The organism is Cupriavidus basilensis, from assembly GCF_008801925.2.
Taxonomy (GTDB): Bacteria; Pseudomonadota; Gammaproteobacteria; order Burkholderiales; family Burkholderiaceae; genus Cupriavidus; species Cupriavidus basilensis.
The window spans coordinates 388,529-410,453 of sequence record NZ_CP062805.1 but is presented as its reverse complement, the minus strand read 5'-3'; the positions used below and the strand labels follow the sequence as shown (position 1 = coordinate 410,453).

Genomic DNA, 21,925 nt, shown 5'->3' with positions numbered 1-21,925 from the left:
CGGGTCTACGCTCATGGATATCCGCAAGTCATCCCCGCTGAGTTCCCTGGTTGCCGCCGCTGTGATGGCGCTGACTCTTGCCATACCGGACGCGCACGCCGCCGATAAGCCGGTGCGCCGGGTCGGCGCCAGTGTCGCGGGCCTCGGCATCGGCGACATTAGCGACGCCATGAACCCGGCCAACCCCTTTAACGGCGGCGTAGAGCCGATCGCGCTGCCGGGTGACTCCCGCCTCGTCGTCTTTACCTACAACCGCGACCAGATCTTTCGTGTGCTGAGCGCGCCGCTGAAGATGACCACGATCGAGTTCCCCGAGGACGAGCAGATCGTTGGCGAGCCGGCGTGGGGTGAGAGCGTTCGTTGGGACTACGAAACCGATGGCCTGAACCATCTGTACGTGAAGCCCCAAGCGGCGGGTCTGGTGAATACCCTTTCAGTGAACACCAACAAGCGCAGCTACGAGTTCACGCTCGTATCGTCGCCGTTGGGCGGCATCTTCTACCAGAAAGTGCGCTTTCGTATCCCCACGACGTTTGCGGCCAAGGCCAAGGCGCGTAGTGATGCGAGAGGCGAGCGGGGCGAGGGGAGAGCTGATCTGGAGGGCGTTCGCAATCCGGATGCCCTTGCCGTAGGGCCTGAGCAGCTCAATTTCGAGTATTCCATCTCGGGCAGCGCCAGCTTCAAGCCGGAGGCAGCCTTTGATGATGGCAAGGCGGTGTGGCTGCGGATACCGAAGGGCGCGGACTGGCCGGTGCCGCTGGCCAAGGACGGCAGCGACTATGTGGTCGTGAACTTCATACGCCGTGGCGACTTTCTGGTCGTACAGCGGCTGGCGGAAGCCATCGCCCTGCGCTCCGGGAGCGAGGAGGTCAAGGTCGAGCGCGGTCGCCGGCGCATCCTGGGGCTGTTCTGATGCGCGATCGCACATCGTCCACCGGTGTCTCCGATGTGACGGATGCGCAGGAGCGCACCGTCAAGGGAAAGCTGCCGCGCAACATCGTCATGGCGCTGGGCGTGATCGCCGCCTTGCTGGTGGGCGGGCTCGGCTACTACTTCCAGTCGGTCAGCGAAGAGCAGTCCGATGCCAAGGCCGAGCAGGATCGGGCGGAGCAGCTGCGCCAACGGGCCAGCAGCGGCGACAACGGGCAGACGCTCGAGGCCACGATTCGTGATCAGGCGGCCAAGGCGCGTGCTGAAGCGGAGCGCCAACGCGCACTGGCAGTGAAGCCGGACACAGGCAGCGCGCCAGTGATGACGGCGAAGGATCTTGCCGCCCCGGCCAAAGCTGCAGCATCCGATGCGAAGAAGAACGAAGAAGACGATATCTTCACGGCCTCGATCTTCAAGAAGGGCATGCGCAAGTCCCAACTCGGGCAGGCCAAGGTGCCGGCCGGGCTTGCTGATCTGACCGATCCCGCGCAGATGCGGGCGCTGCAGCAAGCCGCCGTGGCCCGTGCCAGCACTGCCAACGGGGCGCCGGAAGCGCCGGAACTGGCCGTCTCGCCGGACAAGCAGTTTCTCCGCGAAGCAGGTGCCATGACGACCTTGCGCACCGGCTTCGACGGCAAGCTCCCGAAGTGCACGCTGAGCCGAGGCTTCGTCATCCCGGCAACGTTCGCGGGCGGCCTCAATTCGGACAAGCCGGGCGAATTCCGCGCGACCGTCTCGCAGGACGTCTACGACACGGTGAATGGGCGGTGCAAGGTGATCCCAGCCGGCAGCACCCTGGTAGGTGCCTACAGCGCCGAGGTCACGATCGGCCAGGAGCGCATCCTCGCCGCGTTCGTCCGTATGCAGTTGCCCAATGGGAAGACGGTGCCCCTCATGGGTATGCAAGGGGCGGACCCAAACGGGCACTCCGGCATCAGTGGAGACGTCAACAACCATTTCTGGAAGATCTTCAGTGGCGCCCTGGTTATCGGTGTCCTTCAGCAACGCTTTAATGACAGCAACACAGCCACAACCGTGGGACCGTCTGGCCTGACGACGTACGGCAATGCTGCCGGCCAGATTGCAGCGCAAACCGCATCCACCATCCTGAACCGCAACCAGAGCATCCGTCCGACGATCACGACCGAGCCGGGCCAGAAGATGATGGTGCAAGTCAAGCACGACATGGTGCTGGAGGCATATCGTGACTAAGACCATGCTCGCCCTGACCACGCTGGTACTCGCCGGCGCGGCACAGGCCGCAATGATTCAGGCTGTGATCAGCCCGAACGCCTTGGTAGTGCATGCCGATGGAAAAGACCGGCTGCACACCATCGCCGGAAAACCGGTCCTGTATTGCGGCCTCGACGCGTTTCTAGGCTGGTCGGCCAGGCTGGTTGGCGCATTGATCGAGCCCGGGGCCGAGGAAGGTCCAGTCGTCCAACTCGGCGGGAAGGCCGTGCCGATCGCTGTCCTCCTCGCACGCGAAGGCTGGCTGCGGCCGCCCATCCTCACCGAAGCAGCCCAAGAAGCGCTCGCGGAGCGCCGTGGCGGGTGGGGTTGCGCGCCGAAGACCGAGCCGTTTTCTCAGATGGGCCAACGAGTCGATCCCAAGATTACGGCTGGCATCGCGATGAATGAATCGGCATACCGCGGCCGCCCTTGGCCGTGGACCTTGAACGTCGCGGGGCGCGGCATGTTCTTCGCCACGCGCGAGGAAGCGTACGCGGCGGTCAACCGCCTGCTGGCCAGCCAGCGCTGCGATTTTGATGTCGGTCTTATGCAGGTGAACTGGTGCTATCACGGCAAGCGCTTCTCGTCGCCTTGGGAAGCGCTCGCACCGGCGACCAATATCCGCGTAGCGGAGGACATCCTGGCCGAAAACCTGCGGCGCAGCGGCTCCCCGATGAAGGCCGTGGCCTGGTACCACAGCGCCAATCCGGAGCGCGGCGGGCCGTACTTCGCTCGTTTCATGAACCACGTCGCCCAATTCCGATGATCAGGTCGCTTCTTCTCTCCGCGCTGGTGTTGATGGCGAGCGCTCACGCAGCGACCGACACCGAGCCGCTGGACTTCGATTACCAGGTCGTTGCGCGGGCTGCGGATCGGCCTGCCCTGATCTTCAATGACGGGCTCTCGACGTATATCCAACCGCGGCCGGGCCAAGTGGTGCAGGCTGACGGTGCCGCGCAGAACGGCCCGTACTGGGTGGTCGATGGTGTTCCCGATGTGGTGCGCTATTCGGCCAACGGCCAGGCGGTCGTGGCGCGTTGGAAGCGAGCCAACGGCTTTACGTCCGAGCCGGCCAATCCGCTGGGCGATCTGCCGCGCGCGGCGATCTCGGGCAGGCTGGCTTTGATCGGCAGCTATACGGGCTTGCCACTGGTGCGCGCGGGACGGTCGTCCCTGCCATTGGCGCAAATGGTCAAGTCTATTGCGCCTGCCGGTTGGACCGGCACGGCGCAGAAGGACATTCCGCTGACGGATGACGTCTCGATTGAGCTGCAGGGTGGCGAGAACTGGCTCCAGGCGCTCGCGCGGGTCCTCGATCGCCGCGATCTTTACGCCGAAGTGGATTTCACTCGCCGCAACATCGCACTGCGCGTTGCGCCTCCGAAGAGCTTCTCGGTGATGGGTGAAGCGTCGGCCGCGGGGACGGGTGGGCTGGTGCAAGCTTCTGCGACAGCAGCCCATATGGAGCCGGGCGGCCCAACAGAAGCCGCAGCGTCGGTGCCGGTGGCCGGAACGCCTTTGCCGGAGGGCCCGACCCTGGCATCGGCCTTCGGTGCCGTCGCAATCCGCGACAACAAGCAGGGTCGCATCGAGATTCGGCTCGAGCAGGAGCCCAGGGACCTGGTGTTGCGCGACGAGACCGATAGCAAGATCTGGACGAAGTGGGATGAGGCCCAGCGCGTGCTGTCCTTTGCCACCGTCGACCGGTTTACGGCGATAGCGGACGGAAAGTCCGTGAGTGTGCAGCGCGTGCCGGAGATTGACTACGTCTTCCCGCGAGAGAACGGCGCCGGGTTGGAAATGGCTTTCGAAAAGGACGGCACGACCTACCTGAGCTTCGCCAAATCGATGGTCAGCGTGTCGGTCTTCGGCGATGACCACCAGCGCAACGGTGAGCAAAAGGACCGCTACTACAAATTCAACGGCATTGCGGCGCGATTGACGGTGATCGCCGACGGAAACGTGGTCTACGTGGATCGCGTGCCGCAAGTGCGGTTCAAAGAGCAACCCGGGAAGGTGGCGCTGTGATGATTCGCAGGATCGGAGCGCTGATCGTCACCTCACTGCTGGCTGGGACTGCCTATGCCGACTGCCTGGACGATGCCGCCGTATTCCACGGTGTCAGCCCGCCGCTGCTGCGGAGCATCGCCATCCAAGAGTCCGGCATGAGGCCGTGGGTGACTAACCGAAATACGAACGGCTCAGAGGATATTGGGCTCTTGCAAATCAACTCGATTCACTTGCCGCGGCTGAGCAAGTACGGCATTACGCGGGCCCACCTCTTCGATGGCTGCGTGAATGCCTACGTCGGCGCCTGGATTCTGCGCGAGAACATCCAGCGCTTCGGCCCGACATGGAAGGCGGTTGGCGCATACAACGCCGCGTCGCCCGACAAGCAGTTGCGGTACGCCAACCAGATCCATGCCCGGTGGCAGGCGCTGCAACGTGCCGCATTGCGGTAGTCCATTCCGTTCATTCGAAAGCATAGCTATGCGCCAATCCAACCGAACCATCCGCATCGCCGGGGCTATTGCCTCGCTGGTCACCAGTCTGTGCGTCACGCCGGCCGCCAACGCTTCCAAGGCACCCAGCGCGCATCCAGCACAACAACTGTCGAGCGATGGGTGGCAGTCGTTGCAGCCCGAGCGCACCAGCAAGGCCGCCGGCGGGGAGGCACTGCTGGCCGCTGTGTCGCCCATGAGGACCACTGTAACAGGCAGCGCCGTGTTGGGCTCCGGTGACACCTCGCCCGCTGCGGCGGCCGTCGCGCCGGTGGCTCATGAGTTCAGACTCCTCAAAGGGGAGCCCCTCCAACAACAGCTTCAAGGCTGGGCTACCCGGGCTGGCTGGACAGTGGCATGGAACGTCCCGGACGGTTGGATCGTCCCCGGCGACAAAGCTTACGGCAGTGACTTCGAAACGGCCGTCAAGCGTGTCGTCGAAGAGCTCGCGAGCAATGGTGCGGACGTGGTCGGCGATAGCTGGCGCGGCAACCGCACGGTGATCATCAGCCAAAACGGAATAGTGCAATGAGTATGCGAAGGAAACGCTTTACGGCGGCTGCCGTGGCGGCCGCCACGTTGATGTCCGGCTGCGGCGTGATCGAAACACGCAATGTACAAACTGCGATCGGCAGTGAGGCCAACGCGCACTATGCCGATGCGCCGCGCAGCCGGCCGGTGTTCCGTGTGCATGAGGGCGCATGGCTGATGGGAGAGAAGGTTCGCGCAAGCAAGCCACAACCGGACATTTACAGCAAGCATGTGGTGTTCAAAGGCAGCATCGGCTCGCTGACCGAGGCCGCCAACTGGATCGCGCAAAGCGTCGGTGTGCGCGCCACCGTGGACGCGTCGGCGCTGCCAGTCATCCCGGCTCAAGTACAACCGGCATCCGGGCCACGACCAAGTGGGCCTATCCCGATGGGTGGGGCTCCGCGTGTGGTGGACCTGGGTGCTCCGCTGGCCGGCGGAGCCTCGGTATCGGCGAATGGCGCAAGCATGGCGCCGGCATTGCCGTTGACCCTGCGCTATGAAGGCAATTTCAAAGGATTTCTGGAGGTGCTTGAGGCGCATTTTGTCGCGTGGTCTCGCTATAACGACGGCACCGTGACGTTCTTCAGGACCGAGACGCGTACCTACATGCTTCCGAGCCTTGCGGACTCCTCATCCATGGCCGGATCGATCACCACCTCGGACAGCAGTTCCGGCGGCATGTCCGGTGCCAGCAGCAATGGCAGCGGTGCTGGCGGGACCGGCGCGGGTAGGAGCGGTCAGTCGACGAACATGTCGGTCGAGATGAAGCCCTGGGAAACACTCCAGCACACGGCAAAGGCGGTTGCCGGCGCCAGTGCTGAGGTCGTTGTTGACAAGAACTTGGGCACTTTGACGGTCACTGGCGACCCCGTACAGTGCGATCGCGTCGAGCAGTTCGTGAAGAGCCTGGCTGCCATGTATGGCAAGCAGGTTGCCATCGATGTGCAGGTCTATGAAGTCCGCGTAACGCGCGAGGACAACTACGGCCTGAACCTGTCGCTCGCTTACCAAAGCTCGAGCGGCCACACCGGCGTCTCCTTCAGCTCGCCCAGCACGCCGACTATCTCCGGCAGCGCCTCGCCCATGAACCTGGGCGCAACGATCATGAGCGGCCCCCTGGCAGGAAGCAAGGCCGTGGTCCAGGCGCTCTCCAGCCTCGGCAACGTGTCGCAGGTGGTGTCGCGCTCAGGCGTCACCCAGAACGGCAAGGTGCTCGCCCTGCAGACGGCAACCCTGCAGGACTACGTGCCGCAGTCGCAGACGACGTTGGCAGCGAATGTCGGCTCGACCAGTTCCATCCAGACAGGCACCGTGACCTATGGCTTTACCAGCGCGTTCCTGCCCAAGGTCGTCGATGGCCGGATCCTGATGAACTTCGATATGACGTTGTCGGACCTGCTTCCGCTGCAGCGGTTCAACGCAGGCGGCGACGCGAATCAGACCAGCGTGCAGCTGCGCACCATGCCGACCAATCGCTTCGCGCAGTCGGTAAGCCTCAAGCCGGGCGAATCCCTGGTGCTGACAGGCCTGCGCAATCAGAAGGCAGCGACGACCAACAACGGCGTCGGTGAGCCATGGATGGCTGCTCTTGGTGGCGGTGTCGGCGCCACCAGGGGAGACACGGTCATCGCAATCGTGATCTCGGCTCGCCTCCTGTAACACAGAGACAACACTATGCAGAAACGCGCATTGAATCTTCGTTGGGCTGCGGCTGCCTTGACCATCGCCGTTGCTTGTCTGTCGGCGACCGCCACGACCACTGCGGCTCTCGCGTCGCCCAATCCGGCTGCTGCCGCAGTTGCCTCAGTTGGGGCTGCCCACGTGACCTCGCCCCCGGCTTCCAGTCCGACGGCGAAATCGGTCACGGATCCTACCGCAGCGATCGCTGCAGCGAGTGCGACTGCAGGCACCACTGCAGGCGCTCCGGTCGAAGCCACCCAGCCGTCTCGGAACACGGATGCGCCGGAGCTGGCCACCCTGCAGTCGCAGCTCGCGCTGTGGAAGGCCCGTGCGGAGATCGCCAAGTACAAGGCGGAAGTGAAGCGCGCGGAGGACTCGATCACGGCCGCACCTGCGGGGGCGCCGCAGCCAGGCGGGGCACCTTCAATTTCGCTGACCGGTCCGATGCCGACGGGTGGGGCCAGCCCAAGGCTGTCAGATGGGACACGCCTCGTGTCGCTACGCGCCTTCGACGGCCACTACAACGCCATTCTCGATGTCGACGGGCGTACCGTGCCGGTTCAAGCCGGTGACACGCTGGATGGCGGCTGGAAGGTGGTGAGCATCGATGACGCCGGCGTGAGGCTTGCCAACGGCAAGCGCGTGCGCACGCTGAGGCCCTGAGCCATGGCCGAGATCCTGTCATTCCCCGGGCTGAAGGGCGGCTTTGCTATTGGGTTGTCCTGGCTGCACGAGGAGGCACAGCCTACCAATAGCGCCTTGCGTGCAAGCGCTCTGGAGCTTGGCCGCAATGTTCGTTGGGGCGTGGTCCATGAAAGCGCCGAAGGTGCGGTCCAAAGTGGCTTCTGCGAACCCATGGCCGGCGCGAAGCCTGCTGGGCTAAAGCCGCTCGCCGCCATCGTGGCGAGCCAGCATCGTCAGCCATGGATGGGCCTCTTTCACCTGCAAGGCAGCCGCTGCTGGTATGTGGCGGTCAGACAAGGCCATGCCGTCATTACCGGTGGAGATCAAGTCGGCACTCTGGAAGAGTTGACTGCAGTCCGCGCGCAGCATCGGGCGCTTGGCGAATGGACGGAGGTTGAGGGGACGCTGCGCGACCTGGCGGCGATGGCGCGTGCGTCGAAGGGCGTGTCGGCCATGCGGGACGTCCTGACGGGGCCATGGAAGTCGACCGCTTACGTCGCGGCGGCGATCGCGGGGACAGCCGCGCTCGCCGGGGGCGGGTGGTATTGGTATGACCAACAGCAAAAGGCGGAGCGCGAAGCCCAGCTGATGCGTCAACGCGCAATCGCCGCCGCGCAGCGTGCCAATGAGGCCGCGCAGCAACGGGTGTTGCCTTGGGTGGAAGAGGCCGCGCCGGCGGCCTTCCTTCAGGCATGCCGCCGTGCGTGGGACAACCAGGCGCTCGCTGAGGCTGGGTGGACGCTCGCCGGATGGCACTGCAAGCGAGCCACCTCGACGACCATGACGATCGAAACGAACTGGAAGCGGGATGGCGGGATCGCCGCCAATGCGCCGGGTGTGCTCACGTCGGACGGCAATCAGGCGAATGCCTCGTCAAATGTCCCGGCTGCCTTTCTGCCTTCGGCGTCGGCTGTTCATTCCGTTGCGGATGCACAGCGGTCAATGTGGACCTACGCGCACGGCAGTGGCGTGGGCTTGCAGTTGACCATGCCGCCCGCGCTGCCTCCGTCAAATGGCAATCCACCGGTTGATCCCTGGCTTTCCATGACAGCAGATATCTCGTTCGGCGCACCGCCTTGGCTCGGCACGGGCGGAGGTCTTGATGCCGTGCCTGGCTTGCGGCTCACGGAAGTCAGCTACGACGCAGCCACTCAGGCATGGAAGGGAACCGGGAAGCTATACGCACTGCGGGACGGTGCATCGCCGCCGGTAGCGGCCAATCACAACGTCGGAAAACCACGATGATCGGGACCATTTCGCGCCTGTGGCGCAATCCGAGCCGAGATCCTGCCCGTTTCACGGCAATTGCCTTGCGGGCCGAGCCGTCGGTGAAATCCGACGTGCTGACCTTGCCGCCGCCACCGGATGTGTTGGCGCCCCATATCCTCTATCCGAAGACCATTCCGGCAACCTTCGACCGCGTTGCCTGCAACATGAACCGCCTGACGGCTGAGCAAGCGGCGGCTCTGCGTCAGCGCGCGTCCGAGAGCGGACTCTATGTCGAGAATCTCGTCGAGGAGTTCGGCCTCACCAATGATGAAGTGCAGCAGGTGCTGGCGGTGCACGGTTGCGAAATCTACGTGGACGCGCGGCACTTTGGTACGCCTCGCTTCCTTACCTGGGAAGCGAAGCTGCGGCGCAGCGGTGCGGCGCCACAAGTGCGCAAGGTGTCCGCGCAGGAACTCTCGGTATTGCGGCAGCAGCGCGGTACAGGCCTGTTGCAGGATGCAGACCTGCATACGTTGAGCCTGGCGCGCCGGCTGATTGCCGATTGCGCCGTGCTGGTCGCCTCGGATATCCACATCCTGGTCCGTGAGCACCATACCGAGATCCAGGTGCGGGTCAAAGGGGACCTGCGCACGGTCGCCGCCCTGTCCATGCGCAGGGAAGAGGGGGAGCGACTGATCCGGGCAATGTACACGGGCTTGGCCACCGTGAAGGCCGCTACCTACAATCCGCTGGACGTCCAGGATGCGCAGATTGCCGGCGACGCGCTGCCCGGCACGGGCCTTTCCAGTGTGCGGATCGTCCGCGGGCCGGCCTATCCGGTGGAGAGCGGCGGTGGCTTTCTCGTGGCGCGCCTGCAATACCGGGAACATCACCAGGGAGCCAAGAAGTCCGAAGCGCTCGAGGCGGCGAAGCGATTGGACCTTCGGATGCCAGAGAGTCCGATGGGCGATTTCAAGCTCGGCGAGATGGGATACACGCCCTTACAGGTGGAACTGATCTCGCAGTTACTTCGTCGGCCCATGGGGGTGATCGTCGTGACGGGCCCAACCGGCAGCGGCAAGACGACGACGCTCTTCGAGTGCACCCGCCACCAGGCCCGTCTATTCCCCCAGAAGCGGCTGGTCACGATCGAGAACCCGACCGAGTACCCGATGGACTGGGCGATCCAGCTTGTCACGGAAAGCGAACGCTTTCCGGAGATGCTGCGCATGACACTGCGGATGGACCCGGATGCCGTACTGCTGGGCGAAATCCGTGGTGTTGAAGAGGCGATCGCAACGCTGCAGGCCGCGGCCACTGGTCACCTGGTACTGACCACCCTGCACGTGACCGATCCGTTCGAAACCTTCTTGCGGCTCGTCATGCTCGACCACGTGCGTCTGGCGATGGACGTGATCTGCAATCACAACCAGGTCATCGGTCTGATTGCGCAACGGATCGTCCCGTTGCTTTGCTCGGAATGCTGCGTGCCAATTGAAAGCGCGGCAGAACCGCTGCCGGACTACATGATGCGTGCGATGCGCTCTTGGGGGGATCTGTTTGGCGTGCGCGTTCGCGGCGCAGGGTGCGAACACTGCCATGGCGAAGGCATTGTCGGTCAGCAGGCAGTGGCAGAGGTCGTAGTGACCAACGAGGCGCTGATGCAAGACTGCATCAACGACGGGGTGTTGGCGGCGAGGCGCAACCACAGGGCGCGGCCCGGCTCCGACAAGCCGATGATCGCTCACGCCATGGACCTGGTCCTGGCCGGCCGGCTCGATCCGGTTGACGCCGAGCGAAATGTCGATGCCATTCCGATGCGGGAGCAAGTGTGAACGGATTGTCCTGGGGAATGCGGCGGCGCCTGTATCAGCAGGCATCCAGCCAGTTGGAGAATGGGCTGACTCTCGCGCAGGTTCTGGAGGATTTCCGCGAACGGCAAGCTCGGCGCGGCAGAAAGCGCGCGGCCGAGGCGGCGAACGAGGTGGGTCGCCAGGTACGCGACGGCAAGACACTGATGGCGGCAATGGGCGCAAGCCTTAGCGATCTCGAGCGCAGCGTGCTGGACGCGGGTGAGAGGGCGGGGCAATTGCCGGAAGCGATGCGGCTCGTGCTGGACGTTCGGGACCTGACGACACGCCTTCGTCAGAAGCTACAGGCGAGCTTCTTCGCGCCAACGGTGTATCTCGTGACGCTCTACGTGGTCTTGCTGCTGATCGGGGGATACATCGTCCCGCAGTTCCTCGATGTACTGCCGCTCCAAAGATGGACGGACTGGGCCTATGCGATGTACTGGATGGGGCAGTTGGCGGTGGGGTGGCCAGCGCCAGTGATTTTCGGCGGGATCGGTGCATATGCCGGCTGGAGTTGGTGGGCGCTGTCTCGATGGACGGGGCCGGGCAGGCGAGTCTGTGACCGGCACGTGTTCCCGTTCACGGCGTACCGAGAGATTACTGGCTTCACCTGGCTGATGTCCTTCGTCGCACTGTTGCGGGCGAACGTACCTGACACCGTTGCGCTGGAGGGACAGATCAGCTCGGCGTCGCCCTGGCTGGCGTCACGGCTGCGGCCGATCCGTCTTGGGCTTGCTGATGGTCTGGACCTGGCGGAGGCCATGCGTCAGGCCGGCAATGGATTCCCGTCCTTGGATCTAATCGACGAAATCGGCGCATATGCGGGCTTCGATGACTTCACCGAAAAGATCACGGTGGCCGTGCGCCAAAACGCTGAGGTCATCGAGCGGCAGTTGCTCGCCAAAGGGATGGTCATGTCCGCGATCTTCACCGGGTTGATGTTCCTGGCCTTCGTGGTGCTGCAGCTCGGCTCCAACTCTCTCTCATCGATCCTCACGTCCTCGATGGGACAGTTCTAACAAACGGCTTATTTCAAACTCAAAAAGGGGTATCGAATGGATGGAATTCTCGGGCGCATCGTCGCCATTGTCTTGGGCCTGCTCGCACTGGTTGGCATTGCCTACGCGGGTTACAACGGCTTTCAGACCCATAAAGCCGGTGTAGTCGCGACCAACCTCACGCAGCTGATTACGAACGCTCGTGCCGGATTCTCGCAAGGGAACAACGGGTATACCAACTTCACGACGGCGAACATCGCGGCCATGGTTACTGGCGGCATGTTTCCGACGGACATGGTGCGCGGTACGACGCTGGTCGATCCGTGGGGCAATGCAGTGACGCTTTCGTCCGCCAACAATGGCTCGCAGGGCGTGATCACCTTCGGCGGCGGCAACGCACAGACCGCAAAGCAATGCGTAAGCGCAGCCGTGGGTCTCAAGGACTATGTGACGCTGACAGTCGGCTCGACGACGTTCAACCAGGCCAACCTTCCCGACCAGGCGACCGCCGGCGCGGCCTGTAGCGCCACGGCGACCTTCGCTCTGACATTCCAGTGAGTAAGGCGAGCGTGCGGCTACAGCGACCGCTTCTGCATCGGTATCACATCCACGATGGAAGGCAACGTAATCGAGCATGGCACTTTAGGGGTATGACGTGGATGGGATTCTTGGTCGGATCATCGCGATTGTTCTGGGCCAGTTGGCACTCATTGGTAGTTTCCTACGCGGGGTACAACCGCATCCAGAGCCACAAGGCCGGGGCAGTGGCAACCAACATTGCACAGCTGAGCACGATTGCCCGCGCAGGGTTCTCGCAGGGCTACGACGGCTCCACCGAACTTCACGACGGCGATCGTTCCGTCGATGATTACCGGCGGGTGTTCCCGACGGACATGGTTCGCAGCACCACGCTGCTCGATTCCTGGGGCATGCCATGACGCTGTCTTCTGCCAACGGTGGCTCGCAAGGGGTAATTCAGTTTGGTGAAGGCGGCGGTCGGACCGCAAAGCAGGGCGTGAGCGCGGCCCTGCTTCTCAAGGACTGCCGCCTTTACGCTCACCTTCCAGTGAGGTCGAGGGCCCGTGCTGGTTCCTCAGGAGAAATGTCATGGGTTACCTGATCATGCCCATCGCCACGGTCCTGTTTTGTCTTGGATTCGTGGCGCAGCTCGCGCAGTTGTCGCAAGCGGCGCCCGGTGCCGGTGTGCCCGGTCGCATGGAATCGGTGGCAACCATCACCGCACAGCAGGCGCAGGCCTACGGCGCAGCCTGCGTAGCTACGGCCGGCGCGACGCCCGGCCTGGTCGGAGCAAGTGTCACGCCGGTGCTGCCGGCGGGCATGGTGACTCCTGCCGGCGCGGGCTGCATGGCCGTGGCCAACCCAGCTGGGGGGCGGGACGTGTACGGCTATGTGCGCGTGTCCTCAGGGGCGGGCGCGTCGCTGCTCGGCACCACCCAAGGCAGCCTGGCGTGGTTCCGCGTCCGAAGTCAGGGCACGGGCGTCAATCTTGCAACCGGCATGGCGTACAGCGTGCCGGCGAACATTCCCGTTGGGGCGCTGGTCCACTGGGTCCAGCTGAACACCTGAGAAACGCATGGAAGCGATACTCGGATATCTCATCGCGCTGATGCTCTCGATGCTGAGCCTTGCCGGCTTCGCGACGTGGGCGAAAGCCGGCGTCACGAACGTGCAGACCGCAGCCGCGGCGAGCCAGATGCTGGTTTTCGATAAGGCCGCCCTGCAGTTCGTGCAGGACGAAGCCGCAACGCTGGTCGCCCAGGCCACGGCGAGTGTGCCGGTGTCGGTCACGCCGGCGATGCTAGTCAATGGTGGCTATCTGCCCGCTGGTTTCTCAGTGACGAACGTGTTCGGGCAGACGTGGTTGCTCCAGGTCATGCAGCCAACGCCAAACAACCTGCAGGCGCTTGTCACATCGCAGGGCGGCCGTGCCATCACAGACACGCGCCAGCTGGTGCAGATCGCTGCGCAAGCCGGTGCGCAGGGCGGCTTCGTACCATACGCAGGGCAGAACGGAGACCCGACGATGGTGCCAACCAGGGCCTATGGGGCGTACGGCGCGTGGCAGGTGCCGCTGGCGAACTACACCAACCCGGGGAGTGGCCGGCTGGCTTCGTTGTTGGCCTTCACCGGAGCGCAGGCCAATAACGGGTATCTGTACCGGGTCCAGGTACCGGGGCATCCCGAGCTGAACCAGATGCAGACATCGCTCGACCTGGGCGGCAATGACGTCAACAACGCAAGGCGGGTGTCGGCAAACACATCCCTCACAAGCAACGGTGAGACATACCTGACCAGCACCGGAAGCCCAGGCAGCGCATGCGGTGTCGACAAATCGATCCGGACGAGCACAACGGGAACGGGGCTCGTGATTTGCTTCGGCGGCATTTGGCAGCCGATCGGCACGGCCGTCACGAATGTGACCGACGGTACGTGGTGCGGAAACAATGGCCAGCTTGCCACGAGCGGTACAAACGTCGGCTACATCTGCAAAGGGAACCGGTATGTCGCGTTGACCAACGGGTTGGGGAACTTGTCGATCACGCGGAAATTCGAGAACGTATCGGATGGAATGACGTTCTCTAAGGACAACTGCCCTGGCGGCACCGCTTGGGCGATGTACACACCAAGGCAGGAAATGGTGAATATCACTGGAACCGTAATGCCGCCCATTCAAGGAACGTACTTCTCAGTGAACGACTATGGCACCTACTGGTACGCGCAGGCAAGCGCCATGTCGCCAGCGGCTTGGTATAGCGGCAACGATACCGGGGCTCTTGGAGGGCAACTGCTGGGCACCGTCACGACAGGCTGCATGTACTAGAAGCAAGATCGATCTATGAAGCGCATTCTTTTGGCGAGCGTTCTCGCTGCCGAATTCTCAACAGCGGCCGCACAGTTGTACACGTTTCCGGCGTCACCAATGACAGTGGCAGACTGTCCTGCCGGGAAGATCTGGCTCGTCCAGAATGGTCTGGCCACTTGCGGCGCTCCGGCACCGCCCCCGCCGCCACCACCTCCACCACCGCCTCCACCACCGCCAAACACGGTGACGTTTGTGCTTGTTGCTGGCGGCTTTGCGGCGGGTGGCGGCGTGCCGGTTCCAGCGGCTACCCCGTACGCATACTCGTACACATCCCGGCAAGGTTTCGGGGGCAGTAATGTAGAGTATGTGCTGTTCGGCAGTGTCCCCTACGATCAGTTGAAAGCTTCTGGCGGATACGCAGCATTGACGTCTGCGCTGGTCACCGTGAGAAATCCGGGGGCGTCGACGGTCGTGAACGGGTGGGTCATCACTCATGGCACACCGTCAATGCAGTTTCAAGCCGTTACTGGGCCTGGGTTCGACTCGGCCTTGACCGGCGGCGGCAGCAACGGCCCAGGGACGTGCTTCACTTGGACATACCTGGCGCCGGCCAGTGTTTGTAATAACGGCGCTACAGTGCAGTGAGACTAGCCCGCGGAAGAAGAGAAAATGGCCCGCATCGATGCGGGCCATTTCCAATTTTGCAGCTTGGCGCTACGTCAGTATACCGTGAAGCTCCAAGACTTGCTGATGGCTACGCCGTTGCGAGCGCCCGCGAAAGTTGCGGTGTAAGTGCCAGCCGAGAGCGGTTGGGTAGGGAGAAGGAAGGCCACTCCACTGTAGACGTAGGGATCCGAGATAGCCGAAGCGACTGAGCTCGGCTTCGCGGCGCTGGCAACCAGAACTCTGGCGGGAACTGCGTTACCCGCTGGGCCCGTGAGGATAAAGTTTGAGACCGTCAGCACGTCACTTGCATTGGGAGCTGGAACCCTGAACATGACAGGGTGGCCTGCGCTCGGCAGATCTGGTGCCGGGCTTGGCGACTCGGCGGTGGCGGTGAATGTTCCTGGGACGCTTTCGGCGTCGATTGGAGAATAAGCAAAGGCGTTCGTCGCCATTTGCTGTCCACCCCACTGCGGGAGGCCATATCCGCTGCCGTTTGCACCGGTCTTTACGCCAAAATTCATAACGCAATAACCGTCACGAATGGAAAGGCCGATCGTCTCCTGGTTGCTGGTGATGCCCTGCAGGTGATACACCGAGTTCCTAAAGTCCGCCAGGCAGCCGATGGAACCATCTGCCGCTTGGCTGATCCACTGGTCCTTCGAGGCACCCGCGGCTACGCCCTGTTCGTAAGGAGTTGCACCGGTAAAGCCGGGCTTGCCGGCAGTTTCGTCGTGGCCAACCGCAGAATTTGCTTTCAGGTACGCGACGTGGTTGTCCGCGGCAACATCGAGGGCTGTATCTTGCTTCAGGGCACCGACGCCCATCTTGATCCGATAGTCGCTCAGGGCATTGAACGCTGCCAGACGCAGGTCGCCACTGGGGTACGAAGGGGCGGAGACCGTTGTCGCCGGCGGCACCGACGTCGGAGCCTGCGGAACCGTTGGCGTGGTTGGTGTACTCGGCTCCTGCTTGGAGCCACCGTCGTCGCCACCACCACCGCCACATGCGGCCAAAGTGAGCGCCGTGGCCGTGGCCAGGACCGAGAAAGCGAATTTGGAGTTTTGCATTTTTCTTCTCTGATTTTGAATCGGCCGGGGATCGGTCCGTTATTTTTAGCTTAACGTCCGGGGCGCAAAGTCAAGTCCGCGCCCAGCCTTCGGCCGGCGTGAGCATACACGAAGGGGAACACCATCTAGACGACAAACTAAAGCCAACTTTGACCCCCTGAAGGTGGGGCTTCAGCATCAGTGGTGTAAGGGGTCCGGCCGCAGTGGTTGCAAATATGGTGCTGCCGCATGGAGAGGAACCGTTGTTCGCGCCACAGGCGGATGCTGCGCGATCCGCAATAGCAGGCCATGCCAATATTCGTTGCGCATTCGGGATGCTTCTCGCAGTACTGCTGAAGCTTTGGGGTCTCCCTTGACGGCAGCAGATACAGCAGGAAGAGGCCGATGTAATGCGTGCAGAAGCAGATCAACGCCCACTTCCAGCCGCTTCATCCCCATTGCCGCGCGAGCATGTATGCCAGGACCGGGGGCACTACAAAGACGAGAACGAATAGAATAGCGGTACTCATCATCCTTCAGTCCTCTTTGATCTATTTGTGCCGGCGCGCCGCGCCATTTGGACCGCCAAGTAGCCCACTGCAGCCGGGGCAGGAGAATGCGTGGCTGAGTTCAATACGGGGCGCCGCGTTTGCAATGAGATAGGGGGTCCGACATACCCTGCAAGGTGCCAATTCCAATTGCGCATCGGTGGACATGGTTCGGCAAATGTGACATGCCCGATCGGCAGAGATCTTGGACGAAGTTCCGAAGAATTTTTCAAAAAGATCGTAGGCTGCGATGAATGCCTCCGGAACATTGGCGCCGAACGCCAATGCAATGCGATACAGCGTGACGATGGTCGTCGCCTGAAGGCGATGGGTAGGATGTTCGAAGTACCAGGCGGTCGACGTCGGTAGCTGACCGGAGGGAGAGGATTTTCCGTGGATCAGGTGGAACAGCTTGCGGGTACGTGTCGAGGTTATGCCCAGCAGCGATGTGATAGTCGAGGCGCGGCAGTAGCTTCGGACCATCATTTCGCTGTAGACCTTCTTCTGGAATGGCTCCAACCGGAGGTTCGTCCAGCTGTTCTTCGTCGCCAAGCGATCGGCGCGCAGCGGGGTGGAGGTCAGGAAGTGATGCCCTTTCGAATCGGTCCCCAGCCGACTGGAATCAAAGTCGATCCAGAAAGTCTTGCTATGCAGGCGCCAACGGAAAATCGGGAAGTCCACCCGCGCAATGGCCGTGTCAAGGACGTGCTGCGGGAGCGAACGCAGATACTCTGCTAGCTCCTTGGTGATCCCGAGAAGCGGCGCGGCCAGAATGCTGACGTGGAGCAACTCGACCATCAGCCAAATGTAATGGCGATTGTTGTAGAACAAGCGAAGCTTGTCGTCGTTGGTCCAGCCAGGTAACTGAGAACGCAGTGTGTCGACGGCCAGTGTGGTCGTTGTGTTTTCACTCAAGCAACGCCAGTCCTGTACCTCGGAGAGCGTCGGCACGACAACGAGGAACGGGGTGCCCATCAAATCGCGTTGCGTGGCCTCCGCCTTGCGGACCTTGTCGACGCCACCTTTGCCAATATGCAGCATCTGCTCAAGCTCAGGGTGCGCGCCGAGCAGTTCCGCAAGGTGATCGGTGAGGTGATAGTTTGCCGACCGAATCCGATCGCATGTCATCCTGGTGAGTCGCAAACGCTCAAACTCGGCGGTGGGGGAGTGCTGTAGCATAGCTCTTTGCTCTCATCGGGCATTCAGGGCCGAGCGAATGTCGGCGTGGAGACGTGAGACGATGCTGTCGAGCACCGTCAAGGCCGGGCGGAATTCGGAAACGTCTCCGGCCATCTGTACGGCGAGCTGCACCGACGCGAATGTCGAAACGACTTGCTCGAATTCCGTCACCAGTTTGGCGAGTTCATCACGGGCGCGCGCACGCTTATCCAGGACGGACGAGCGTTCTGCGATTTCGTCCTCAATCTGCTGGCGCCGCGACTGGATATCGGCCAGCTCTGCCTTTGCCGCGGAGAGTTCGTCATTCTTGGCGGCCAGGGCGTCTTCCAGGGAGGCGTAGCCTAGCGGAACCACTTGCACTTCAACGGTTTCCGGGCGGGTATTGGCCTTCGAGAACGCCATGCGGTCCTGCAGCTCTCGCTTCTCGCGCTCCAGATCATCGATCTGCATCCGGATAGCGCTGTAGCTCAAGTTTTGCCGGGTCATCTCCTCCCGTACGTGACTCAGCGCTTCCCGATCCGCGTCGCGTTCTGACGCCAATCGTCCGAGCTCAGTGTTGAGGCGCCTAATCTCAAAATCCTTGTCGGCATTCTCGGAAACCGTACTTGCAAGTTCCGCTGTCGCGATGTCCAACTTGGTTTGGACGTCGATAACCTCCTCCTCCTGCTTACGAAGCCGCTCGACGAACTTGCGAATGTCCTTGCGATGGTAGGCCGGGTCGTTCTCCTTGAATTCGATGACCGCGTCAATTTCCTCCGCGGAGTAGTCACGCCGGCGTAGAACCATAAGTTCACCAATATTGAGCTTCGAAAGCGCGCCGTTGTGCTGAAGAAAGCGATGGTAGAGACTCAGGTATAGCTGTGCCTGGCTACGAGTGAGGTCGAGTGCGTCCTCAGCGATGGTGAAGAACATCTCCCGCGCGCGTGACCGTGCCGCTCGGGTGTCGCCATACTCAGCAGCGACGATTTCCGTCGTTGATTCATGCATGAGCTGAAGGTCCGCCCCAAGGTCCTGGAGCAGACGAGAGATCTTGTCCTTCGTGCGCTGAATGTTTCGGACACATTGAAGAAGACGGCTGAATGCGTCCTCGTTGACTGGGACAGTCCCGAGCGCATTGCGTAAGGCTATCTCCGCTCGGGAGACCTCAGGTTGCACAGGGAAATTCACGATGTCTGCCCGCACGGCAGGAACGTCTTCAGTTTTGATTTTTTTCTGCGGCATTTTTCGCTCACTTGGAAGGAACCTGACAACCAGCGTTACGGCCCAGAAGCGTTGTCAAGTCCTCATGGAGAGTACGGAACGTGCGACGCCTTTTGGTCAGCAAAAGCTCTTCATTTAGGGGTGTCATTTGCCGGGACAGGTGCAAAGCTGGTTGCTTATGCTTCGCTTATCGGTACCGTTTGCCCGGGAATTTAGGGGTTTACCCCTAACGTTAGGGGTCGATATTAGACATTCGAAAAACAGAAATAAACAAACCTTAATTTGCGGACGCGACCTCAAACCATGAGCATGCTCATGCGTTTTTCCCGGAAAGCCACCGTGTTTTGGTTAGCTTTCTGCCTACCTTCCTTGATCCTCTGTCGTTAGGATCGTGACAAACCTGCGTTCAGACGCATCGACCTAGTGCGCGCCGAATGGCGGCAGCGCTCAATCTCATAGTCCCCCGCCCACGCCAGCGTGCTTTCGCCATGCGCTACTGCATGCCGCAAGCGCGTTGAAGCGCAGCTGTTCCTCCAGAGATTCCTTGCTCCCTCGGAGCATCGAACCATCGCCTGGCATCTGCCAGGAAATCCCTTGCAACGTTTCTGGAGAGAAACTATGGAATCCTTTGTCACGAATCTCATCAAGCGTCCATTCAAATTCTTCATGCTCTGCATGGTGTTGTACATGGCGTCGCAGTCGTTCATCGTCGGTGCCTTTGTGACCGTCGTTGGACTGTCATTCCTGTATCACCGGGCCATGGTCTGGAACAAGGCCGTGCCCGCAGCGCCGAAGGTTTCGATGCCGGATACCCAATCCAAATCGAAGCACGAATCGCATCAAGTGGGAGATCCGCTCGAGCAACCGTATGAACGCTCGGCTGTGGTGACGCCGCTTCGTCGAGCGGGAACGCACGACCGTTCCTGATCCGTTGCCGCCTCTCTGAGGCGGCGCTTTCCACCTGTCGCGGGTACCCGTTATCCGCCGGCTGGCGGGTCTCCGGGTGCCTGTCCGGAGACCATCATGGAAACGACAACAGCGGGATGGCAGCTCGACTTCTTCGGTGAGGCGGCCGCCATCGTAGTGCCCCCTCCCAAGCTCGACCCGTTGCCCGACCCTTCTCTCTGGAGCAAGGCGGTGCGCGAGAAAATGGTCGACGCTCTCATCAGCCTCGCCTGCGATAGCCGGCGCGGCGACAACATGCCGGAGTCCCTCATCGACTGTGCCGAGATGCTGCGTGCCCGCATGCGCAATCGGCCTCTCGATCTGGAGGAATACTCGATGACGCTCGGCTGGATCTTTGGCTACTGGAATGGCGCGTTGCCATATAGCTACGTCTGCGCAGTATCCGGGGTCGACCCTGAGACCCTGCAAGACGTGATTCTCAATCATGCCAGGCTGCGTTGCGACCTCGATGTGGTCCGACGTTTGTGCTGTGGCTCCCTTCTTTAGACCATGACTTGGCTCAATCTCATCAAGCGTGTGGCCGGTGTTCTGAGCGCGGAACACAGAGGGTCATCCTCTCCCAGCACGATCCCGGTCGGCACGGGCGCCGCCAACGAGCGGCAGTTCTATGTTCACGGCGTCCCCCATCTGCTTCGGGACGAAGGTGATCGCGTGATCCACTTCGTTGGGGGCTTTCATCATCGGCTGCAAAGCACGCCGTATGGCGACAAGCTGCTGCCGGAGGTGATCCCTCGTTGGAAACAGGTCAGCGTGCATCCAGGCGAAGCGCTGGAGAAGGTCGCGGCTGACGTCATTTTTCAAGCCGAGCGCGAACTCACGCCGGACGTGCCGACAAGTAGTGACGCGCCAGCAGGAGGGCGCCGCTTTCAGCCAACGCGTAGCTTGGATGGCGCCCAGCCATCGCGCAGCAAACGCGAAGACGGCGAGCGGGAAGGGGGCGGAAGCGCCTCCTCTGAAAAGGGTTCCTCTTCCGCCTACACCGTGGGCAAGCTCATCGAGTGGGGCGAAATGGAGTTCCCCAACCGTAAGTCTGGCGGGCCTCGTACCTACACTTCGTTTGCCGTCAAGCTGTACACGAGTGCCGGCGAGAAGACCCTGCAGGGCGAAGGTCTGAAGGACGCTCTCGCAGAAGCCGGTTGCAAGCTGGGTGACCGTGTTGCGGTCAAACGCCTGCGCAAGGAAAAGGTGCCAGCCTTCGATAAGAAGACTGGCGATCCCATTAAGGACCCAAGGACCGGAGAGCAGAAGCTCTGGGACAGGTGGGTCTGGAACATCAATCTCGTTCATTGAATAGGAAGCACCATGGCATCCGTCAACAAAGTCATCCTCCTGGGCAACCTCGGGGCAGATCCTGAAACTCGTTACATGCCCAGTGGCGACGCGGTGACAAACATCCGTATTGCGACCACCGATCGCTACAAGGACAAGCAGTCCGGCGAAATGAAGGAAGCCACCGAATGGCATCGCATTTCGTTCTTCGGCAAGCTGGCAGAAATTGCTGGTCAGTACCTGCGCAAGGGTTCGCCGGTCTACATCGAAGGCCGCATTCGTACGCGCAAGTGGCAGGATCAGTCCGGCCAGGACAAGTACAGTACCGAGATCGTCGCCGATCAAATGCAGATGCTCAGTGGTCGCGCGGGTGTCAACGATGACGACGGCGATGCCGGCGCAGAGCGAGCGGATTCGCAGCAGCGTCGTGGGAGCGAGCAGCGCTCGGCTCCGCCAACGCAACGCTCGGGCGCGGCGCGTCAGCAGCCTGCGCAACCGCCGTCGGGTGGATTCGGCGGATTCGACGACAATGAGATTCCCTTCGCGCGACCTGCAGTGCTCGATGGCATTCCCTTCCGCAACGATGGCGCGCCGATGTACTGACGCGC

General features: G+C 62.0%; 22 protein-coding genes. 19 read left to right on the top strand and 3 right to left on the bottom strand.

Features of this window, described 5'->3' with window-relative positions; all coding sequences use genetic code 11:
- Nucleotides 1–13: 13 nt before the first annotated feature.
- The 15 genes from F7R26_RS37480 to pilV all read left to right on the top strand — a co-directional run bounded on the left by F7R26_RS37480 (nt 14) and on the right by pilV (nt 14,461).
- Nucleotides 14–913 (top strand): TrbG/VirB9 family P-type conjugative transfer protein, encoded by a 900-nt coding sequence (locus tag F7R26_RS37480; RefSeq protein ID WP_058698201.1) that lies wholly within the window; start codon nt 14–16, stop codon nt 911–913.
- Nucleotides 913–2,142: a TraB/TrbI/VirB10 family type IV secretion system protein gene (locus F7R26_RS37475; protein WP_058698200.1), complete on the top strand. Its 1,230-nt coding sequence runs from the start codon at nt 913–915 to the stop codon at nt 2,140–2,142. The genes F7R26_RS37480 and F7R26_RS37475 overlap by 1 nt, the downstream gene beginning before the upstream one ends.
- 4 nt (nt 2,143–2,146) lie before the next feature.
- Entirely contained in the window at nt 2,147–2,929 is a 783-nt protein-coding gene (locus tag F7R26_RS37470) for a transglycosylase SLT domain-containing protein (protein WP_058698199.1), read from the top strand.
- On the top strand, nt 2,926–4,191 hold the full coding sequence (locus F7R26_RS37465; RefSeq protein WP_058698198.1) for a TrbG/VirB9 family P-type conjugative transfer protein: 1,266 nt from the start codon (nt 2,926–2,928) through the stop codon (nt 4,189–4,191). Before F7R26_RS37470 ends, F7R26_RS37465 begins: the two co-directional genes overlap by 4 nt.
- Nucleotides 4,191–4,625: a lytic transglycosylase domain-containing protein gene (locus F7R26_RS37460; RefSeq protein WP_058698197.1), complete on the top strand. Its 435-nt coding sequence runs from the start codon at nt 4,191–4,193 to the stop codon at nt 4,623–4,625. Before F7R26_RS37465 ends, F7R26_RS37460 begins: the two co-directional genes overlap by 1 nt.
- A gap of 28 nt (nt 4,626–4,653) precedes the next feature.
- A complete protein-coding gene (locus tag F7R26_RS37455; RefSeq protein WP_058698196.1) occupies nt 4,654–5,196 on the top strand; it encodes a toxin co-regulated pilus biosynthesis Q family protein in 543 nt (180 codons plus the stop codon).
- A gap of 2 nt (nt 5,197–5,198) precedes the next feature.
- Nucleotides 5,199–6,854, top strand: a complete 1,656-nt coding sequence (locus F7R26_RS37450) for a type II secretion system protein GspD (RefSeq protein ID WP_241754816.1) — start codon at nt 5,199–5,201, stop codon at nt 6,852–6,854.
- A 15-nt stretch (nt 6,855–6,869) separates the two neighbouring features.
- Nucleotides 6,870–7,538, top strand: coding sequence for a type IV pilus biogenesis protein PilP (gene pilP, locus F7R26_RS37445; protein ID WP_081050309.1), 669 nt, complete (start codon nt 6,870–6,872; stop codon nt 7,536–7,538).
- 3 nt (nt 7,539–7,541) lie between these two features.
- Nucleotides 7,542–8,804 (top strand): type 4b pilus protein PilO2, encoded by a 1,263-nt coding sequence (gene pilO2 / locus F7R26_RS37440; protein WP_058698194.1) that lies wholly within the window; start codon nt 7,542–7,544, stop codon nt 8,802–8,804.
- Complete coding sequence (locus tag F7R26_RS37435) at nt 8,801–10,603, top strand: GspE/PulE family protein (RefSeq protein WP_058698193.1); 1,803 nt, start codon at nt 8,801–8,803, stop codon at nt 10,601–10,603. Before pilO2 ends, F7R26_RS37435 begins: the two co-directional genes overlap by 4 nt.
- Complete coding sequence (locus F7R26_RS37430) at nt 10,600–11,640, top strand: type II secretion system F family protein (protein WP_058698192.1); 1,041 nt, start codon at nt 10,600–10,602, stop codon at nt 11,638–11,640. The genes F7R26_RS37435 and F7R26_RS37430 overlap by 4 nt, the downstream gene beginning before the upstream one ends.
- A gap of 36 nt (nt 11,641–11,676) precedes the next feature.
- Complete coding sequence (locus tag F7R26_RS37425; protein WP_058698191.1) at nt 11,677–12,177, top strand: prepilin type IV pili; 501 nt, start codon at nt 11,677–11,679, stop codon at nt 12,175–12,177.
- A gap of 206 nt (nt 12,178–12,383) precedes the next feature.
- On the top strand, nt 12,384–12,557 hold the full coding sequence (locus F7R26_RS41280) for a hypothetical protein (RefSeq protein WP_234788237.1): 174 nt from the start codon (nt 12,384–12,386) through the stop codon (nt 12,555–12,557).
- Nucleotides 12,558–12,726: 169 nt separating this feature from the next.
- Nucleotides 12,727–13,206, top strand: a complete 480-nt coding sequence (locus F7R26_RS37415; RefSeq protein ID WP_058698190.1) for a hypothetical protein — start codon at nt 12,727–12,729, stop codon at nt 13,204–13,206.
- 7 nt (nt 13,207–13,213) lie between these two features.
- The gene (pilV, locus tag F7R26_RS37410; RefSeq protein ID WP_058698189.1) at nt 13,214–14,461 is read left to right on the top strand and encodes a shufflon system plasmid conjugative transfer pilus tip adhesin PilV; all 1,248 of its coding nucleotides are present in this window, start codon (nt 13,214–13,216) and stop codon (nt 14,459–14,461) included.
- Nucleotides 14,462–15,162: 701 nt separating this feature from the next.
- On the opposite strand, the gene F7R26_RS37405 is transcribed toward pilV, so the two are convergent.
- The 3 genes from F7R26_RS37405 to F7R26_RS37395 form a co-directional block, all read right to left on the bottom strand.
- On the bottom strand, nt 15,163–16,176 hold the full coding sequence (locus tag F7R26_RS37405; RefSeq protein WP_058698188.1) for a CAP domain-containing protein: 1,014 nt from the start codon (nt 16,174–16,176) through the stop codon (nt 15,163–15,165).
- Nucleotides 16,177–16,706: 530 nt separating this feature from the next.
- Nucleotides 16,707–17,882 (bottom strand): FlhC family transcriptional regulator, encoded by a 1,176-nt coding sequence (locus F7R26_RS37400; protein WP_058698187.1) that lies wholly within the window; start codon nt 17,880–17,882, stop codon nt 16,707–16,709.
- 12 nt (nt 17,883–17,894) lie between these two features.
- On the bottom strand, nt 17,895–19,103 hold the full coding sequence (locus F7R26_RS37395) for a coiled-coil domain-containing protein (RefSeq protein WP_058698186.1): 1,209 nt from the start codon (nt 19,101–19,103) through the stop codon (nt 17,895–17,897).
- Nucleotides 19,104–19,700: 597 nt separating this feature from the next.
- Here F7R26_RS37395 and F7R26_RS37390 point away from each other — a divergent pair.
- The 4 genes from F7R26_RS37390 (at nt 19,701) to F7R26_RS37375 (ending at nt 21,920) form a co-directional block, all read left to right on the top strand.
- Nucleotides 19,701–20,009 carry a hypothetical protein gene (locus F7R26_RS37390; RefSeq protein WP_058698185.1) on the top strand — a complete coding sequence of 103 codons (309 nt, stop codon included), beginning with the start codon at nt 19,701–19,703 and terminating at the stop codon, nt 20,007–20,009.
- 96 nt (nt 20,010–20,105) lie between these two features.
- Entirely contained in the window at nt 20,106–20,534 is a 429-nt protein-coding gene (locus F7R26_RS37385) for a hypothetical protein (protein ID WP_058698184.1), read from the top strand.
- A 3-nt stretch (nt 20,535–20,537) separates the two neighbouring features.
- A complete protein-coding gene (locus F7R26_RS37380) occupies nt 20,538–21,338 on the top strand; it encodes a hypothetical protein (protein ID WP_058698183.1) in 801 nt (266 codons plus the stop codon).
- A 12-nt stretch (nt 21,339–21,350) separates the two neighbouring features.
- Nucleotides 21,351–21,920, top strand: coding sequence for a single-stranded DNA-binding protein (locus F7R26_RS37375; RefSeq protein ID WP_058698182.1), 570 nt, complete (start codon nt 21,351–21,353; stop codon nt 21,918–21,920).
- Nucleotides 21,921–21,925 lie beyond the last annotated feature (5 nt).

Coding starts and splice junctions, on each gene's coding strand:
- F7R26_RS37480 (WP_058698201.1), top strand. CDS start 14: ATGGATATCCGCAAGTCATCCCCGCTGAGTTCCCTGGTTGCCGCCGCT.
- F7R26_RS37475 (WP_058698200.1), top strand. CDS start 913: ATGCGCGATCGCACATCGTCCACCGGTGTCTCCGATGTGACGGATGCG.
- F7R26_RS37470 (WP_058698199.1), top strand. CDS start 2,147: ATGCTCGCCCTGACCACGCTGGTACTCGCCGGCGCGGCACAGGCCGCA.
- F7R26_RS37465 (WP_058698198.1), top strand. CDS start 2,926: ATGATCAGGTCGCTTCTTCTCTCCGCGCTGGTGTTGATGGCGAGCGCT.
- F7R26_RS37460 (WP_058698197.1), top strand. CDS start 4,191: ATGATTCGCAGGATCGGAGCGCTGATCGTCACCTCACTGCTGGCTGGG.
- F7R26_RS37455 (WP_058698196.1), top strand. CDS start 4,654: ATGCGCCAATCCAACCGAACCATCCGCATCGCCGGGGCTATTGCCTCG.
- F7R26_RS37450 (WP_241754816.1), top strand. CDS start 5,199: ATGCGAAGGAAACGCTTTACGGCGGCTGCCGTGGCGGCCGCCACGTTG.
- pilP (WP_081050309.1), top strand. CDS start 6,870: ATGCAGAAACGCGCATTGAATCTTCGTTGGGCTGCGGCTGCCTTGACC.
- pilO2 (WP_058698194.1), top strand. CDS start 7,542: ATGGCCGAGATCCTGTCATTCCCCGGGCTGAAGGGCGGCTTTGCTATT.
- F7R26_RS37435 (WP_058698193.1), top strand. CDS start 8,801: ATGATCGGGACCATTTCGCGCCTGTGGCGCAATCCGAGCCGAGATCCT.
- F7R26_RS37425 (WP_058698191.1), top strand. CDS start 11,677: ATGGATGGAATTCTCGGGCGCATCGTCGCCATTGTCTTGGGCCTGCTC.
- F7R26_RS37415 (WP_058698190.1), top strand. CDS start 12,727: ATGGGTTACCTGATCATGCCCATCGCCACGGTCCTGTTTTGTCTTGGA.
- pilV (WP_058698189.1), top strand. CDS start 13,214: ATGGAAGCGATACTCGGATATCTCATCGCGCTGATGCTCTCGATGCTG.
- F7R26_RS37405 (WP_058698188.1), bottom strand. CDS start 16,176: ATGCAAAACTCCAAATTCGCTTTCTCGGTCCTGGCCACGGCCACGGCG.
- F7R26_RS37400 (WP_058698187.1), bottom strand. CDS start 17,882: ATGCTACAGCACTCCCCCACCGCCGAGTTTGAGCGTTTGCGACTCACC.
- F7R26_RS37395 (WP_058698186.1), bottom strand. CDS start 19,103: ATGCCGCAGAAAAAAATCAAAACTGAAGACGTTCCTGCCGTGCGGGCA.
- F7R26_RS37390 (WP_058698185.1), top strand. CDS start 19,701: ATGGAATCCTTTGTCACGAATCTCATCAAGCGTCCATTCAAATTCTTC.
- F7R26_RS37385 (WP_058698184.1), top strand. CDS start 20,106: ATGGAAACGACAACAGCGGGATGGCAGCTCGACTTCTTCGGTGAGGCG.
- F7R26_RS37380 (WP_058698183.1), top strand. CDS start 20,538: ATGACTTGGCTCAATCTCATCAAGCGTGTGGCCGGTGTTCTGAGCGCG.
- F7R26_RS37375 (WP_058698182.1), top strand. CDS start 21,351: ATGGCATCCGTCAACAAAGTCATCCTCCTGGGCAACCTCGGGGCAGAT.